The sequence below is a fragment of the Flectobacillus longus genome, from assembly GCF_030056705.1.
Classification (GTDB): Bacteria; Bacteroidota; Bacteroidia; order Cytophagales; family Spirosomataceae; genus Flectobacillus; species Flectobacillus longus.
The window spans coordinates 18944-35803 of record NZ_JASHIC010000004.1; the positions used below are offsets into that span (position 1 = coordinate 18944).

The 16860-nt window shown below is 36.7% G+C and carries 15 protein-coding genes; 7 read left to right on the plus strand and 8 right to left on the minus strand.

Going from position 1 to position 16860, the window contains the following annotated elements:
- Positions 1 to 160: 160 nt before the first annotated feature.
- The 3 genes from QM491_RS03030 to QM491_RS03040 form a co-directional block, all read right to left on the minus strand.
- Positions 161 to 793 (minus strand): DUF1275 family protein, encoded by a 633-nt coding sequence (locus QM491_RS03030; RefSeq protein WP_283325767.1) that lies wholly within the window; start codon positions 791 to 793, stop codon positions 161 to 163.
- Positions 794 to 1013: 220 nt separating this feature from the next.
- Positions 1014 to 1844 carry an orotidine-5'-phosphate decarboxylase gene (gene pyrF, locus QM491_RS03035; RefSeq protein ID WP_283325768.1) on the minus strand — a complete coding sequence of 277 codons (831 nt, stop codon included), beginning with the start codon at positions 1842 to 1844 and terminating at the stop codon, positions 1014 to 1016.
- Between the two features lie 320 nt (positions 1845 to 2164).
- Positions 2165 to 3400 (minus strand): M16 family metallopeptidase, encoded by a 1236-nt coding sequence (locus tag QM491_RS03040; RefSeq protein ID WP_283325769.1) that lies wholly within the window; start codon positions 3398 to 3400, stop codon positions 2165 to 2167.
- Positions 3401 to 3640: 240 nt separating this feature from the next.
- Between QM491_RS03040 and QM491_RS03045 the strand changes: the two genes are divergently transcribed.
- Both QM491_RS03045 and QM491_RS03050 read left to right on the plus strand, forming a co-directional pair.
- On the plus strand, positions 3641 to 4741 hold the full coding sequence (locus tag QM491_RS03045; RefSeq protein WP_283325770.1) for a glycosyltransferase family 4 protein: 1101 nt from the start codon (positions 3641 to 3643) through the stop codon (positions 4739 to 4741).
- Between the two features lie 219 nt (positions 4742 to 4960).
- Positions 4961 to 6118 (plus strand): glucosaminidase domain-containing protein, encoded by a 1158-nt coding sequence (locus QM491_RS03050; protein ID WP_283325771.1) that lies wholly within the window; start codon positions 4961 to 4963, stop codon positions 6116 to 6118.
- Between the two features lie 181 nt (positions 6119 to 6299).
- On the opposite strand, the gene QM491_RS03055 is transcribed toward QM491_RS03050, so the two are convergent.
- Together QM491_RS03055 and pyrR are read right to left on the minus strand one after the other, a co-directional pair.
- Complete coding sequence (locus QM491_RS03055) at positions 6300 to 7223, minus strand: aspartate carbamoyltransferase catalytic subunit (protein WP_095160614.1); 924 nt, start codon at positions 7221 to 7223, stop codon at positions 6300 to 6302.
- Positions 7224 to 7303: 80 nt separating this feature from the next.
- Entirely contained in the window at positions 7304 to 7840 is a 537-nt protein-coding gene (gene pyrR, locus QM491_RS03060) for a bifunctional pyr operon transcriptional regulator/uracil phosphoribosyltransferase PyrR (protein ID WP_095160414.1), read from the minus strand.
- A 299-nt stretch (positions 7841 to 8139) separates the two neighbouring features.
- On the opposite strand from pyrR, the gene QM491_RS03065 reads away from it, so the two are divergent.
- Positions 8140 to 9009 carry a sugar phosphate isomerase/epimerase family protein gene (locus tag QM491_RS03065; protein WP_283325772.1) on the plus strand — a complete coding sequence of 290 codons (870 nt, stop codon included), beginning with the start codon at positions 8140 to 8142 and terminating at the stop codon, positions 9007 to 9009.
- A gap of 173 nt (positions 9010 to 9182) precedes the next feature.
- Positions 9183 to 11390, plus strand: a complete 2208-nt coding sequence (locus QM491_RS03070) for a carbohydrate binding family 9 domain-containing protein (RefSeq protein WP_283325773.1) — start codon at positions 9183 to 9185, stop codon at positions 11388 to 11390.
- Between the two features lie 192 nt (positions 11391 to 11582).
- Here QM491_RS03070 and rfbC read toward each other — a convergent pair whose 3' ends face one another.
- Positions 11583 to 12113 carry a dTDP-4-dehydrorhamnose 3,5-epimerase gene (gene rfbC / locus QM491_RS03075; protein WP_283325774.1) on the minus strand — a complete coding sequence of 177 codons (531 nt, stop codon included), beginning with the start codon at positions 12111 to 12113 and terminating at the stop codon, positions 11583 to 11585.
- Between the two features lie 235 nt (positions 12114 to 12348).
- Between rfbC and hemW the strand changes: the two genes are divergently transcribed.
- The 3 genes from hemW to QM491_RS03090 all read left to right on the plus strand — a co-directional run bounded on the left by hemW (position 12349) and on the right by QM491_RS03090 (position 15627).
- Positions 12349 to 13476 (plus strand): radical SAM family heme chaperone HemW, encoded by a 1128-nt coding sequence (gene hemW / locus QM491_RS03080; RefSeq protein ID WP_283325775.1) that lies wholly within the window; start codon positions 12349 to 12351, stop codon positions 13474 to 13476.
- A 243-nt stretch (positions 13477 to 13719) separates the two neighbouring features.
- Positions 13720 to 14517: a monofunctional biosynthetic peptidoglycan transglycosylase gene (mtgA, locus tag QM491_RS03085; protein WP_283325776.1), complete on the plus strand. Its 798-nt coding sequence runs from the start codon at positions 13720 to 13722 to the stop codon at positions 14515 to 14517.
- A gap of 519 nt (positions 14518 to 15036) precedes the next feature.
- Positions 15037 to 15627: a hypothetical protein gene (locus QM491_RS03090; RefSeq protein WP_283325777.1), complete on the plus strand. Its 591-nt coding sequence runs from the start codon at positions 15037 to 15039 to the stop codon at positions 15625 to 15627.
- A gap of 57 nt (positions 15628 to 15684) precedes the next feature.
- Here QM491_RS03090 and QM491_RS03095 read toward each other — a convergent pair whose 3' ends face one another.
- Both QM491_RS03095 and QM491_RS03100 read right to left on the minus strand, forming a co-directional pair.
- A complete protein-coding gene (locus QM491_RS03095) occupies positions 15685 to 16017 on the minus strand; it encodes an MGMT family protein (protein ID WP_283325778.1) in 333 nt (110 codons plus the stop codon).
- On the minus strand, positions 16017 to 16589 hold the full coding sequence (locus tag QM491_RS03100) for a DUF3109 family protein (RefSeq protein ID WP_283325779.1): 573 nt from the start codon (positions 16587 to 16589) through the stop codon (positions 16017 to 16019). Before QM491_RS03100 ends, QM491_RS03095 begins: the two co-directional genes overlap by 1 nt.
- Positions 16590 to 16860 lie beyond the last annotated feature (271 nt).

Consider the following 16860-nt stretch of genomic DNA (forward strand, 5'->3'; position numbering starts at 1 on the left):
AAATGTAGATTAAAAATAATCACTAAATTGATAAATTAGGGATGACTCATGTTTGTATCTCGGTAACATTAGAAAATTTTAGACTTACCTTTTAAATTTTCCAACAACACTCGTTTTATATCTCTTTTTAATTCGATAACCAGAAAAAAGCTGGCTTTGGTTAAAACTTTCGTAGCACTACACTCGCTATAACCCCCAGATAAAATATTACTACAACTAGCATAAGACCCATGGTTTGATTTGTTACCGCTATTAGTGCTCCTACCGTAAAAAATACAATGATGGTAAGTCGTGTTAGTATGCTATCCCAAAGGCATCTTCTCGATTCGGAACTAGTGAATTTTAGTTTTGATAATTCTACTCCCAAATCCATCACTAAACCTGTGAGTTGAGAAGGTTTTACTTTGGCACAAGTAAAATTGGAAGCGAAAGCATTATGATTACTCATAGCAAATACCAAACTGGGAATAAAGGGCTCTTTCATGAAATAAGCGAAAAGCACTATTGACAAGTTCACACTTGGTGTGATGAGTTTTTTCCACATTTTGGGGACTAACTGATAACTATGATACCACCATGAACTAAAAAATGATCCAAAAAGATAACTCAATATATATATTGTAAGAGCTAAGGGAAACTGATGTCCGTTGTCACTCCACCATTGTACACCCAGACTAAACAAACCTGTGACATTGGTGGTAACGACACCGAATAATTTTATCCCCAAAATATTCATAATCCCCGATATAATCGAGAATGGAATCGCAATTGTTATGAGTCTTTCAAGCTTCATGTTCAATAACCAAGTGGTTTTTATAATAGAATCTCATTCATGATTTCGTAAAATACAAATGAAGTCTTATTCTTATATTTTAAGTCTATATATCAACAAACAAATATATTAACATTTTTTCATATAGTTAATATATTTCGATAATTGGGATAAAAAAATCGGCAACTAATCTAAGAATAAAATCTTAGATTAGTTGCCGATCCCACTATTGAAGTATTTTTTATTTCTTCAAATACAAATCCAAATACTGAGCCATTTCGGCTTGTACTTTTTGTGCTTCTTCGGCAGCTTTTTGTGCAAAGTCTTCGCCCGAAGAAGCGTATATAATTGCACGAGAAGAGTTTACTAATAAGCCACAAGTGCTATTCATACCGTATTTAGAAACCTCCTCTAAGCTTCCACCTTGCGCACCAACGCCAGGTACTAACAAGAAGTGTTCAGGAGCAAGTGCACGTACTTGTGCAAGCATATCTGCTTTGGTAGCCCCAACCACATACATCAGTTGCTCGTCGGTGCCCCATTCTTGTGATTTGGTTAACACTTCTTCAAACAAGGCTTTGTTTCCTACAGAAAGCGTTTGAAAATCTTTGCTACCGCCATTCGAGGTCAACGCCAAAAGAATAACCCATTTGTTAGGGAAAGTCAAAAAAGGAGTCACAGAGTCTTCTCCCATGTAAGGCGCTACAGTTACCGAATCAAAATCAAGCCCTGAAGATTTTGGGTCAAAAAAGGCTCTTGCATACAATCCTGAGGTATTACCAATATCGCCTCTTTTAGCATCAGCAATAGTAAAACATTCTTTGGGAATATAGGCTAATGTTTTTTGAAGACTCTCCCATCCTTTTGCGCCAAAAGCCTCATAAAAAGCAATATTAGGTTTGTAAGCTACTGTATATTGTTTGGTAGCATCAATAATTTGCTTGTTGAATTCAAAAATGGGATCTTCTGTATCCAACAAATGCTTTGGAAGTTTTTGGATGTCGGTATCAAGACCAACGCATAAATAGGATTTTTTGGACAAAATTTGTCCGAAAAGTTCTTGTTTTGTCATTGTTATGTTCAACTGTGAATTACATGAAATATAGCTACTGTTGTAACTATTAGAAGAGGTGCCACCTTCGTAAGATTGAGATTTGTGCTATGGACAATGTTCTTTCCTTTTGAAAGCATATTTAATAATTTCATTTGGTATTTGTCGAAAAAAACAAAATTCCCCTTCGCCACACCTTACTTTTCTTGTCTTGACACAAGAAAAGTAACAAAAGAAAGTCAAGAAATCCTAAACTCGCCTGCGGCTCAAACAATAGGATTTCAGAAAAACACATCAAACCATAAATCGCTCATTATAAGTAACTTAAAAAATGGTAAATTCTAATTCTCAGGAAGGAAGGTCAAATAACTTAAATCTTCCTCTCTACAAAGCTCATTGGCTAAATCCTGTAGCTGTGTAGCCGAAACAGTTCGAATCTGAGCAAAAAGCTCTTCTAATGTATCGATACGATTAATATCCAACAGACTTTTGGCCATCATAAGCATAAAGCTCATATTTCCTTCTTCAGACATCGCCATCTGACCCATTAATTGCTCTTTGGTATTGTGCAATTGTGTTTTGGTTAAAGGTACCTCGCGAAGCGTTTTTAGTTCTTTTAAAATTAAAGCATTGGCTTTTTTCAAATGCTTTGGTTCTGTTGCAAAATAAATTCCCCAATAGCCTGTATCAATAAATGGCGTATAGCCTGCATCAATCGAATATACCAAGCCATTCTTTTCTCTTACCGCCAAATTCAAACGTGAATTCATCCCTGGTCCACCCAATAGGTTTATAAGCATAAAAAAAGGCAACCGTTGCGCATGAGTAATTTCATAAGCAGTACGACCAATCGCTACGTGTGCTTGCGTAATACTACGTTTGTGGTCGACATTTTTGGGCATATAAATAGCTGGAGGAGTGCGTACCAAGCTAGAGCTCTTGGCAGGAATATTTTTCAAATATTTCTCTACCAAAGCCACTACTTTTTTGAAAGGCATATTACCCACCGATGAGAAAATAATACGACTTGTGTCCAGATTTTCAGCAATAAAATCAAGTAAGTCTTGACGGGCAAAACCGTTCACACTTTCTTGTGTCCCTAAAATGTTACGTCCTAGTTGATGATTATAAAAGATAATATCATCAAAATCATCCTGAATGGCATCTTCTGGAGAATCGTAATACATCGACATTTCTTCGAGGATTACACCACGCTCACGCTCTACCTGCTTGTCAGGAAATACAGAATGAAAAGTAATATCTGATAAAAGTTCTAATGCTCGCTCGTAATGAGGAGTTAGTACTGAAGCATGAAAACAGATTTTTTCTTTGGTAGTATAAGCATTCAACTCCCCTCCGACTACCTCAAGGCGATTGATAATTTGTAATGACGAACGCTTGTCTGTTCCTTTAAAAGCCATGTGCTCCCAGAAGTGTGCCAAGCCTTGTTGATGAGGTTTTTCGTCACGGCTACCCATATCGAGCATCAAACCCATGTGTGAAATCGCTGTATGCGTTACTTGGCGATGTACAATTCGAATACCGTTTGGTAATGTATATTCTTGAATTCCGTCCATTCTAATGAATTTCCTTGTTTGATGGTGGTTCTCAGACAAGTTATTTACTAATTTCTAAAGCACTTTTTTATCGAACTACAAAGTTACACAATTTTGAAGCGATTGATATGGTTCGTAAAACTACTTATGAAAATAAGATGCCTGATTGCTATAACACATTTTTGAAAAAATACATTCTCGTAGCCAGAAAGTTTAGGTAATTTTGTTTTTTAACAGTATTCCCCATTAGCCCCAAAGAGTATGCGTATAGGATTTGATGCAAAACGAGCTTTCCAAAATTTTACAGGATTAGGAAACTATAGCCGATTTATTATTCAATCTTTGTTAGCATCTCATTCGCAACATGAATATTTTGCCTACACCCCAAAACTTAATAGCAAAGTGCAATTTAATGAACGTTTGCATATTGAGTTACCACAAACTTCTATGCCAAAACCACTATGGAGAAGTTGGGGTATTAACCAACAACTCCAAAAAGACAACATTGATATCTTTCATGGTTTGAGCAATGAATTACCTTGGCAAATCCAAAATACAGGTATCAAAACTGTGGTGACCATCCATGATTTAATTTTTATCCGCTATCCAGAGTTATATCCCACGATTGACCGCTGGATTTATAAGCAAAAGTTTAAATCCGCTTGTGAGAAAGCTGATTGTGTGGTTGCCATCAGTCAGCAAACCAAAAATGATATTGTTGATATGCTACATATCAATCCTTCTAAAATAGAAGTGGTATATCAAGATTGTGATGTTGCTTTTAGCAATAAGTTGTCATCAGAGTTACTTTCTACTATTACACAAAAATACCATTTATCTAAGCCCTATATCCTATGTGTTGCCACTATTGCCGACCGTAAAAATCAACTTACGTTGGTAAAAGCTTTTGAAGAACTCCAAAATACAGATGTGGAATTGGTACTTGTAGGAGGAAAAAGTGCTTATCAGAATCAAATTGAAGCGTATATTCAACAAAAAAATCTTAAGGGAGTTCGTATCATCAATGGTGTGCCCTTTGCAGATTTACCAGCTTTATATCAAAATGCAACTTTGACAGTTTATCCATCTATTTTTGAAGGCTTTGGAATTCCTATTGTAGAGGCCTTGCACTCGGGAGTACCAGTAATAGCGGCAACGGGTTCTTGTCTCGAGGAAGCTGGTGGCAATGGCGCAATTTATGTAAATCCTTACGACATTCAGGATTTGGCAAAACAAATAAAGAGAATATTAGAAGATTATTCGCTACAAAAGGAATTGGTTAGCAAAGGAAAGCTTTATATCAAGAAGTTTTCGTCTGAAGAAATCGCCAAAGATTTAGAAAAAATTTACCATAAAATTTAAGAATGAGTAAATGGTAAAATCTATTCTCAGAACTCACAAACGAACATTTGGTAACTTCTGCAACCCCTCATGCCCAAATATCAATAAAAAATAATCAAATATTCACAATTTGATTTAATACAATAGGCACGGTTTTTGAAAAAATTTGTAACACATTGACTTGTAGATGAGTAAATCGCTACCGCCTTGTGATACAATTTCCTAAGTATTAATCGAGTTATGAAAAAAAATAGTCTTTTTCTACTTATGCCATTAAGTAGTTGCAAGGGCTTAATGTATTTGTCCTTACTAATATTTCATTTACTTTCAATCTCTGCAAAATCTAATGATACTTCGATGGGTTTTAGTGTGTATTATCCTAGATACGCAAAAACAGGTCAAGAAGTGTCTTTCAGTTTTGCTACACGCTTGAATATTCATCGAATTCGTGTTTTTGTCAATGGAAGTAGCCTTGGTTCTACTTACGTTTCAAACAACCACGCTGAATTCAGATTCAAATTTGTGTATGCAAGTATCAAGAAACTGAAGTTTGTCGGTTTTTCTTCTGATAATAATACTCTAAGTGAAATCCAAGGAGAAATAACAATTGGTGGAAAAAACCCATTTTCTCAAGCAATAAAGTATGAATACACAAACGCTGGTTTGCCACCTAGTACAACAGATAAAAGCTATAGTTCTAATAGTGGAAGCGTTACTACAGCACTTTCAGGAGCTAATGTAGTGTATCCAAATCCTAATACACCTTCTTTTTCAGAGCCTTTTGATGAAAACAATAAAGTATTAGCCAATGTATATCCTTACGAGCAGCCAACCAACGAAGTAGCATGGGCGTTTTTTAGCAGCATTCAAAACGAAGTTATCCCTCTTGCACACAAATATCGGGTGCCTGCTAGTGTCATTATGGCTATGGCTGCACTGGAAAGTGGTTATGGTTATAGCAAAACGGCAACCATAGCCAATAATTATTTTGGCATCAAACAGTGGAAACCTTCAGCAGATGGGTTTCAACTTAAAGGACAAGCAGACGAACACAATGGTAAAGTAAAAGTGCTTGGACAGGCGGGACAAGGTCAATATATTTATGATGAAGCCAGAAGAAAAGATAATTGGTATCGCTCCTTTAAATCACGTTCTGAATGTATTAGATTTTTGGTAGAAGAAGTTTTTTTGCACAAAACAGGACAGTGGAAAAGAGACTATTCAGGAGCTGTACGAGACTATCATAGTCGTCTGGATAGGGGATTTTCGAAATATGATGCTGCCTATCAATTTGCATTTCAGTTGGGAGCAAAAGGCTACAATCATTTGGGAGGCAGATATTATGCCGATAGAACTATTAAGATTATCGAAAAATATAATTTACTCAGTTTTGACTAAATTATTGTGTAAATAAAAGATGTTTCCATACTTTGTGATCATAATCTCAGTAATTTGATTTTTTTAATTACCCACGACAAACTAAAGCTAAATGAAAATCCCCCACCAATTGTTATTGATGGGGGATTTTTGCTGAGATATTGATTATTTAAAATTTACAATCACAATTCAGCAATATTTCTTAGTTCTGTGCTGCTAACAAATACAATACCGCCATACGCACTGCCACACCATTTTCTACTTGATCTAGAATAATAGAATGATGAGAATCAGCGGCATCTGAGGTAAGTTCGACCCCACGGTTGATTGGACCTGGGTGCATCAATACGATTTCTTTATCTAGCTCATCCAACATTTTTTTGTTGATACCATAGTACAACGAATACTCGCGCAAGGACGGGAAATATTTGATTTGTTGGCGTTCCAATTGAATACGCAATACGTTGGCTACATCGCACCATGCCAAAGCTTTTTTAACATCGTGGCAAACTGTTACACCTAGTTCAGTAATATGTCGTGGAATCAAGGTAGAAGGTCCACAAAGCATTACTTCTGCACCTTGTTTTTTTAAGGCAAAAATATTGGACAATGCCACACGTGAGTGTAAAATATCTCCGATAATAGCGATTTTCTTTCCAGCTAAATCACCCAATTTTTCACGCATCGAAAAAGAATCTAATAATGCTTGAGTTGGGTGCTCGTGCGTACCATCGCCTGCATTGACAATATTGGCACTGATATGCTTAGACAAATAATGGGGAGCTCCTGGACTTGCGTGACGCATCACTATCATGTCTACTTTCATAGCCAAAATATTATTGACCGTATCCAAAAGTGTTTCTCCTTTTTTTACAGAACTACCTGCTGCCGAAAAACTGAGAGTATCAGCCGAAAGACGTTTTTCTGCTAATTCGAAAGAGAGACGTGTACGAGTTGAGTTTTCGAAAAATACATTAGCAATTGTCACATCACGAAGCGAAGGCACTTTTTTGATTGGACGATTGATAACTTCTTTAAACTCGGTGGCAGTGGCCATGATGAGTTCGATATCTTCAGGAGTTAGGTCTTTGATACCCAAAAGATGGCGAGTGCTTAATTTTTGCATGGTAATTTATAGCTCAAAACGCAGTATGCGATGAAATAAGTCAAAAAAATACACGACTCAAAAGGAATCGTGCCATCAGATTATTTTGTAATCAACCAAATTCTATCGGCTTCATGGCCTTGTTCTTTCCATTCAACCAATACTTTTTCAGTATCAATAGTGTTTACCTTTTTGCCTACATAATCAGGTTTTACAGGTAAATCACGGTTGTAAATACGGTCAATCAAAACACAAAGCTCCACTTTATCGGGGCGACCAAACGCAGTCATAGCGTCCAGAGCTGCACGCACCATACGTCCCGTAGCTAGCACGTCATCGACCAAAATAACTTTCTTATTTTCAATCAAAAAAGGTACTTTAGTAGCGTTGGGCTTAAGGGGCTCACGGCGACGAAAGTCGTCACGATAGAAAGTCGCATCTAATTGTCCTAATGGGATATTTTTGCCTGTAATGCTTAACAATTCTTCTTGAATACGTTTAGCAAAGAAGATACCTCTTGGTTGTAAACCAATGATGACACTATCAGTAAAATCTTGGTGATTCTCGATCAATTCTTGACAGAGACGGCTGATAGTAATCTCTAAAAGGGGGCTTGAAAGAATAAGTTTCCGTTGCATTGGATGCAAAGATAATATTAAATTATGAATTGTTCGTGTCAAGACACATTTACAGTAACAAAATTACAGGTTTGTTTAGTTTTTGAGCAATAAAACCCTGATAGATTGTAGATTTCTGTTCTAAGTTTTTGTACAATTATTTTTAAAGATATATTAATTATACGAGCTTCAGTCATCACAAATCGCTGTTACCCCAATAATAACTGACAAGAATCAGATTGTAGTCACTAACTTTGTAAATGACTATCCCCAAACCCCACGAAGGGGTTTTGTTTTACGTTTAAACTATATTCAAACTCATGCAAAGAAGAAATTTTCTTAAGCAATCTGGCCTACTTGCCGCTGGAGCATTTGCGCTAAATTCATCAGACTTATTCGCCAATTCGAATAGCAAAATCATCAAAACTTTTGGTGTACAATTATACAGCGTTCGTGATGTATTGCCAAAAGACCCTAAAGGCGTCATGACTCAATTGGCACAAATGGGCTATAAACAATTTGAAAGCTATGGTGGTGCAAAAGGTTTTCTTTGGGGTATGACACCTAAGGAAATCAAAACATTTTTGGGCGATATTGGTGTAAAAATGGTAAGCACTCACTTCAATTATACAGGTGAAATCAAAAAACCTGAAGAGTTGAAAAAAAGTATTGATTTGGCAGCAGAAGCTGGCTTGAAATACATTCTTTGTCCTTACTTAGGTGCACAAAAAACATGGGACGATTGGAAGCGCATTGCCGATAAATTTAACGAAGTGGGCGAGCAAGTTAATAAAGCTGGCTTGAAATTTGGGTATCATAACCACGACTACTCTTTCCATTTGCTAGATGGCAAAATGCCTCAAGAGTATTTATTGGAAAACACTGACCCTTCAAAAGTAATGTTCGAATTAGATTTGTGCTGGATTGATGTAGCGGGTGTAAATACGGCAGAACACTTAAAAAAATATGGAAAGCGCTATGAGCTTTGTCATGTAAAAGATTACAAAAAAGAAAATGGTAAGCCTGTTCAAAACGACCTTGGAAAAGGTAGTGTAGACATGCAAAAAACGCTTAGAGTCGCACTTGACAATGGTATGAAGTACTTCATGGTTGAGCAAGAAGAATATCCTGAATCGTCATTGATTAGCTTAAAATATGACGCTGAATACATGAAAAAACTTTCGATTTAGATTTATTTGAAGGGTTAGCCAAAGAAGATATAAGTATTGCTATCTCTTTGTCTAACCCTATTACATAGCCAACACCACACCTACAATCAATTGACTATCTGCGATTTATAAAAAAATCTCTATTCCTCTCTTACAACGTATAATCTCAACTCACATACTATCCTAAATAATTAATGAAAAGATTTCTCCTACCACTTTTGTTAGTTTGGACTGGGGTAACTGCGCAAGATGCAGAAGTTTTCAAACCAGATTCCATCAAAAAAGAGCTCAAAGCTATTCAGATACACCATAAACTTAAAGTCGATGGCGTACTCAATGACGAAGAATGGAAGTTAGCACCAAGTTCACCTCATTTTACGCAAATAGAACCCTTTCAGGGTAATCAACCCAACCATCACACCGAAGTAAAAGTGTTGTACAACAACCATTTTTTGTATTTTGGCATTATTTCAAAAGATTCTTTAGGGAAAAAGGCCATCAGAGCCACCGATTTTAAACGAGATTTTAATGCCTTGCAACATGATTTGATTATGTTGTCATTTGATGGTTTTAATGACCAGCGCAACGCTATTTCGCTAGGGACTAATGCCTATGGTGTCCAAAGAGATTTATTATCTTTTGATGATTTGTACTACGATATGGACTGGGACGGATTGTGGCGTGTGCGTACAAGCCGAAGCGATTCGGGTTGGGTAGCCGAAATAGCTATTCCTTGGCAAACCTTGCGCTATCCCAAAACGGCAGACTCAATTCAAAACTGGGGGGTCAATATTTACAGAAATCGTAGGTTAACCAATGAAGTTTCGGCATTATCGGCATTTCCTCGCTCGTTTACGGCTATGCGCATGAACTATGCGGGAAAATTGACCAACCTAAAACCTCCTCCCCCAACCTCGAATATTCGTTTTCAACCTTATTTCTTGACTTCGTATGACCATTATTCGGGCTATGATGCCTCTGTGAAACCCGAAGAAACTAATTTTAAAGTAGGTGGCGAAATGAAGTGGGCTATCAATACCAATACCATTTTTGACTTAACTATCAATACCGACTTTGCTCAGGCAGATGCCGACCGTCAGGTAAATAATGTGAGCCGATTTTCGGTATTTTTTCCAGAAAGACGCCAGTTTTTTCTTGAAAATGCTTCTCTTTTTGGGGTAGGCATTAGCCGAAACCCTGACGAATCGGGAGGAAACATGCGTATTCAACCATTTTTTAGCCGCCGTATAGGTTTGGACGATAAAGGAAACCCTATACCTATTGAAATTGGAAGTAGACTCGTATATCGCTCCGATAAACGAAATTTTGGAGCTATTTTGATGCGTCAAAAAGAACTTGGTGATTCGCCTGCTACCAACTTCTTTGTAGGCCGTTTTTCTGAAAATTTTGGTAAACAAAACCGTGTTGGTGGGTTATTAACTCTCAAAAATCGCCCAGATGGAACCAATTTAGTAAGTACAGTAGATGCTTTTTTTAGACTTTCGGATACTCACTCTTTAAATACCTTGGTATCACAATCGTCGTCGAGTATTACAGGAAAAAATGGGATGACAGCCTATGCGCAATACTTTTTTGTCAATAATCAATTCAAAATTTGGTGGACACAATCTATAGTTACCAAAGACTATGACCCCGAATTGGGCTTTGTATCACGTAATGATGTAGTAGCTACTACGCCAGGGATTTTTTGGTGGTACAGAGGCAAACGTTTACCATTCAAAAAATGGCTACGAGCTTGGGAACCGAGTATTTTTCCAGAGTTCTACCATCAAGCCTCTACAGGAAAATTGATTGAAAGGGTATGGACAATCTACCCTATTTGGCTGAATTTACAGAGTGGTGCTTATTTGGGATATAGCATCAACCCAACTTATCAATATTTAACAGAGTCATTTGAGCCACTTGGTGTAAAAATTGGTGCGGGCGAGTACAATTATGTTCGCCATCAGGTATATGCTAGCACTGACCCATCAAGAGTCCTCAATTTACAAGTAAGTTATTCGGGAGGCTCATATTTTAATGGTTATTTGGACGGTGCAGATGCAACATTACAATTTGCTCCAATGCCTCACGTATCATTATCTGGTAGATTTAACAGAAACCATTTCTCTAAAGTAGGAGAAAAACAGACTACGACCAATGTCGATTTATACTCGATTGAGGGAAGATTTGCACTCAATCCAAGGTTACAATTGATTGGATTTTACCAAAGAAACTCTGAAAACAGCTCTCAGAATTACAATATCAGATTTTCATGGGAATACCAACCATTATCATATATCTATCTGGTATTCAATCAACAATCTTTTAATCCATACATGGAAAGAGTACGTGTCGAAAATCACGCCATTGCCAAAATTAGCTACTTGAAGCAGTTTTAGTAAAAGGGAGAAGAATCATAGCTACTTCATAAAACCAATTTGGATTTAGCAATTTGCATACATAATATAGTCCTAACATTTTATGCAATTCAAAACAAACCCCTCCAACTCTATCGAATAGTATTGGAGGGGTTTGTTTTGAATAATTTTAAGATAATAGCAAGAAAGCACTATATAAAACTTTCTTTTTGACTATTTCAAATCCTTGAAGCTTGGTAAAACCAAATCTTTTGAAGATACTATTGGGTTTTCGACGCCCCAATCAATACCAAGGTCAGGATCATTGTAAATAATACCCGATTCAGAAGCTTTGTGCCAGTACTCAGTACATTTGTACAAAAATACCGTCTCCTCTAAGGCTACAAAACCATGTGCGAATCCAGCAGGGACAAATAACATATTGCCCACATTTGAATCCAATTCAAATTTGGCATGTTGTCCAAAAGTAGGAGAATTACGGCGAATATCGACCACAACATCAATAACTTTTCCCGTAATTACACGCACCAATTTTCCTTGAGCAAAGGGATCATATTGGAAATGCAAACCACGAACTACACCGGGCTTTGACCAAGAGTGGTTGTCTTGAACAAAATTCCCTGGAACACCATTTGCTTCAAAAAGTTTTTGATTGTATGATTCGAAAAAAAAACCTCTTTCGTCCTCGAATTTAGTGGGATAGCATTCGATAACTCCTTCTAAGGTTGTTGTCTTAAACTGCATTATTAACGAAATTGAATAGACTGATTAATTAATTTGTTTTGAGATTCTTCAAAGTTAGTTTTTTCATAACGAAACCTAAAATTATTTTGAAGGAATCTACTTATTTAATAGCGATTATGTAGAAGTTTATCCTTTTGTCTATTAGAAAAGTTCAAAAACTTTATCGAATAAACTCCCTACCTTTGTAATTTATTTGCGCCAACGGTATTGGCTTTAACATTGCTCCCAAACGTATATGCACATATATCTTCATATTCCTTTTTGTAAACAAGCTTGTTACTATTGTGACTTTCATTTTAGTACTTTTTTATCCCAAAAGGAAACAGTAGTTGAAGCGATTTGCCAAGAGATTCGTTTACAAAAAAACTACCTCAAAGATTCAAACATTTCTACTGTGTATTTTGGTGGAGGCACGCCTTCTATTTTAGATGAATCGTCTTTGGAAGCTATTTTTTCTACTTTACACCAAACCTTTACTATTTTACCAAAAGCAGAAATTACGTTAGAAGCTAATCCTGATGATATTAGTGTAGAAAAATTAGCTATTTTCAAAAAATTTGGCATTAATCGACTCAGTATTGGTATTCAGTCTTTTCATGAGCCACATCTCAAACAAATGAACCGTGCTCATAATGCGCAGGAAGCCGAAAATTGTGTCAAACTAGCACAAGATACAGGGATTGATAATATTACGATTGACTTGATTTATGCGATTCCAGCGCCAAATCATCAGATTTTATACTCAGATTTGGCCAAAGTTGAAGCACTCAACCTACAGCACGTATCTGCTTACTGTCTTACAATCGAACCACAAACGGTTTTTGGCAAATGGACTAAACAAGGTAAAATGCCCAATATTGACGATGATTTTTCGGCAGAACAGTTCAGTATTTTGACCGAAAGTCTAGAGAGGATGGGCTATGAACAATACGAAATCTCTAATTTTGCCCGAAATCAGCACTATTCAAAGCATAATACTAGCTATTGGAAACAAGAAGAATATCTAGGAATTGGTCCATCGGCTCATAGTTTTAACGGATTTAGTCGCCAATACAACATTGCCAATAACACCAAATACGTAAAGCAGATTGAAGCAGGGCTTATTCCTGCAACGCTAGAGGTACTTTCAAAAGAAGACCAAATCAATGAATATTTGCTTACAGGACTAAGAACCATTTGGGGATGTAAAATTGATTATTTGGATAGTATTCTTGGTAGCTCTTTTTTAGATTTACAAGAAATATATCTTCAACCAATTTTGCAAGCTGGTCATCTCGAAATTGACCAACATACGCTCAAACTCACGCAGGCAGGAAAACTTTTTGCCGACCGTATTGCATCAGATTTATTTGTGGAAGAATAAAGCAAAATATCATTTCTCCGAGACCGTAATTTTGTTAGAATCTTTTTAACTGACTATTGTTAGGCTAAATGCTACAAAACGCTTTATCATTCAAAATCAATATTTTGTATTTTTTCTAGAAATACTTCCTAAAATCATAACAAACCCAATGATATTTTTGAGTAAATTTGTATTTCTCAGCTTATGTCAAAAACCTAATCTACTCGTACAAATCAACTCCTCATTTGATATACAGATTGCTTTATGGGAAAAAATACATTCAAAATCACTGAGCAAGAACCAATGGAAGAAACCACGCCCAAACTTAGCTGGTGGCAACGTTATAAAGCATTTAGAGAAGAACATACTTTTGCACAATACCTACAACGTCTTTTCTTAAAAGCTATACTTTACTTTTTAGGTATATCGTTGGGATTGGTACTGATTTTCAAATTTGTACCAGTTTGGTTTACTCCTACTATGCTAGATCGCAAAATTGAAGCTATTGCAGATGGGCGTGACTCAGAAATATATTCTGATTGGGAACCTTACGAAAATATCTCGAAGGAAGTAGCCTTGGCCGTTGTAGCATCCGAAGACCAGCTTTTTCCTGAACATCATGGCTTTGATTTTGATGCCATGTGGGGCGCTTTTCGTCATAATTTTAAGGGTAAAAAAATCAAAGGTGCCAGTACTATTTCGCAGCAAGTAGCCAAAAATGTATTTTTATGGCAAGGTCGTAGCTATGTACGTAAAGCATTGGAGGCATATTTTACGCTATTAATCGAACTAATTTGGGGCAAAGAGCGTATCCTCGAAGTATATCTAAATGTTGCCGAAACAGGCAAAATGACTTTTGGTGTTGAAGCGGCTTCGCTCAAATATTATGGGCATTCGGCCAAGGCGCTTACACGTGCCGAAGCTGCACGTATAGCGGCAGTACTGCCTAGTCCGAATCGTTTTTCTATCAAAAGACCTTCGAGTTATGTTCAACGAAGAACCAATTTTATTGTAAGACAAATGCGAGGATTGGGCGGCAAACAATATATCTCGAATCTTTAGGGAAGACCAAATATTATCAAACTTAAAACGGGTAATGGGTGTTTTAAAAAAACATTTTTACCCGTTTTTCTATTTTTTAGCTTATCTTAAATGCTATTGCTTTGTCCTCTTGGCTAAATACTGACTTTATTAAACGGTTTGGAAAAGTGATAAAAAATGTATTACCTTTGCATACACTCTTGTGAAAATGTCCAAAAACGTTCTTTGAATCTAAATTTCACACGTCAAATTTAAACAACTGTAAAACAGCTTCTTACTTAAATACACATCATTTATCCAGCTTATTCGGATACGAACATTTTCACAAAATAATCCAAAACCTAATCACAATTAAGGTATTCGCTTTCATTCGCCAAGACTCCGCATAAGCTTGGACTCGAATGACTGTTTTTTGTGCTATCTTATATTTTAAGCACAATGAATATTCAAGAATGACTACTACTTGAATACGGGAAGGTGCAGTAGTCTCGCATCAGGCCGAAAGAGGCTTTTTGCTCTACTTAAACAACCATATATTGTATGAGAAAGACGCTTTTACTCTGCATGTTTTTCGCTATGATTAGCATGCTTGTTTCTGCTTGTAAAGTCAAACAGAAACAACACGACCTTTCTTCTCAGGACAGTCAATCTCTCATTTCGGAACTATTAGAAGGAGATGAATTGACCCATCAATTGTCTAAGACTTGGACAATCAACAAGGTAAACTATCAAGCAGATTCCAAAAAGGATATGCTTTACCAAAGAGGAGAAGTAGCAAATTTGCGTGACTATTCGAAAGAAAGTTTCAAGTTATCGCCAAACGGAACTGTAGTTCATACAGATGAAGGAGGCGACCAACACGAAGGAAAGTGGAAACTCGTGGACAACAACACTAAATTGAAGATGGTGTTGGAAGATAACAAAGAAGTATTTTGGGATATTTTGAAAACCGATACTAAAACTTTGGTGCTCCATTTGAGTGTAAACGCCCGCAAAGTAAATTGGGATATTCAAAAACTCGATGAGATTGATATTCCGACCGCCGCAGTATTCGCAGGTTTTTTCGCCGGCATTGTTGATGAAAATACACAAAACATTAGTATTACTTATCAAATGAGCCCTAGAGGCTAATCAAAAAAGGCTAACCATCGGGTTAGCCTTTTTTGTATCTCTTCTGTACTTGTTGTACTATAATAACTCTTCTGAAGGAATCCACAAATATTTTTTAAAATCAACAATCTTATCATTCTTTATTACAAGGCCTTCTGCCTCCAATAATTCTTGCATACGATTGCCTCCAAAAAAACCTTTGCCTGTGAGCATACCTGTGCTATTGACTACACGGTGCGCAGGAATGGAAGGGTCGGCATGACAAGCATTCATAGCCCAACCTACTAGCCTAGCCCCACTCTTTTTTCCTAAAAAATTAGCAATGGCACCGTAGCTAGTCACTCGGCCCTGAGGAATTAGACGCACTACAGCATACACATCCTCAAATATACTTGCCTTATCGGTAGCCATTATTCTTCCTGACGGTCTTTGATTTCTTCTAACAATTCCTGATACCAAGCCTCGCCATATTTACGAATCAGGGGTTCTTTCAAAAATTTATAAAGCTCCACTCCCAATTGTTCGCCATGTGAGCAAGCATCTGAGCAAATATGCCAACGGTCATAATTTAAGGCATCATATTGGTCGTATTTAGAAATACGAATAGGATACAAATGGCAAGAGATAGGTTTTCTCCATGAAATTTTACCGTCGAAATATGCCTGTTCAATACCACATTTCAAAATTCCTTTATCATCATACAAAGCAAAGGCACATTCGCGTCCTTCGATTACGGGCGTTGAAAAATCACCCTCCCAATCTTTTACATAAGTACCTTCTTTTTCGATAACGGCTAATCCTTCTGGAGATAAATAGGGTTTTACTGATTCCAATATTTCGTCCATAATAGGCAGTTCGTCATCTTCAAGTGGTGCACCTAAGTCACCTTCTACACAACACGCACCTCTACATTTGAGTAGGTCACACACAAAAAATTTTTCGGCTATATCGTCACTAATGACCGTATTCTCAATTAAAATCATAATCCTATAGTATATTCGTTAAATTTGGGGAAGTGCACCAAATAAAATGCGCTACTCAATAAAAATCTAGCGAAATTAAAGTAATTTTTAAATACTTTTACAATTTGGCACTCTAATTGAGTTTGCTTTTTGAGATATAAAAAATTACTTTCTTATTTGCACCTGTACAATTTGTTTTGATTTAGGCTATATCAGAATGGTGAAACTCACCTACAAATGGACTACTTCTAGATAAATTGAGTAATAGACCTATCATCATTTGACTCGTTAT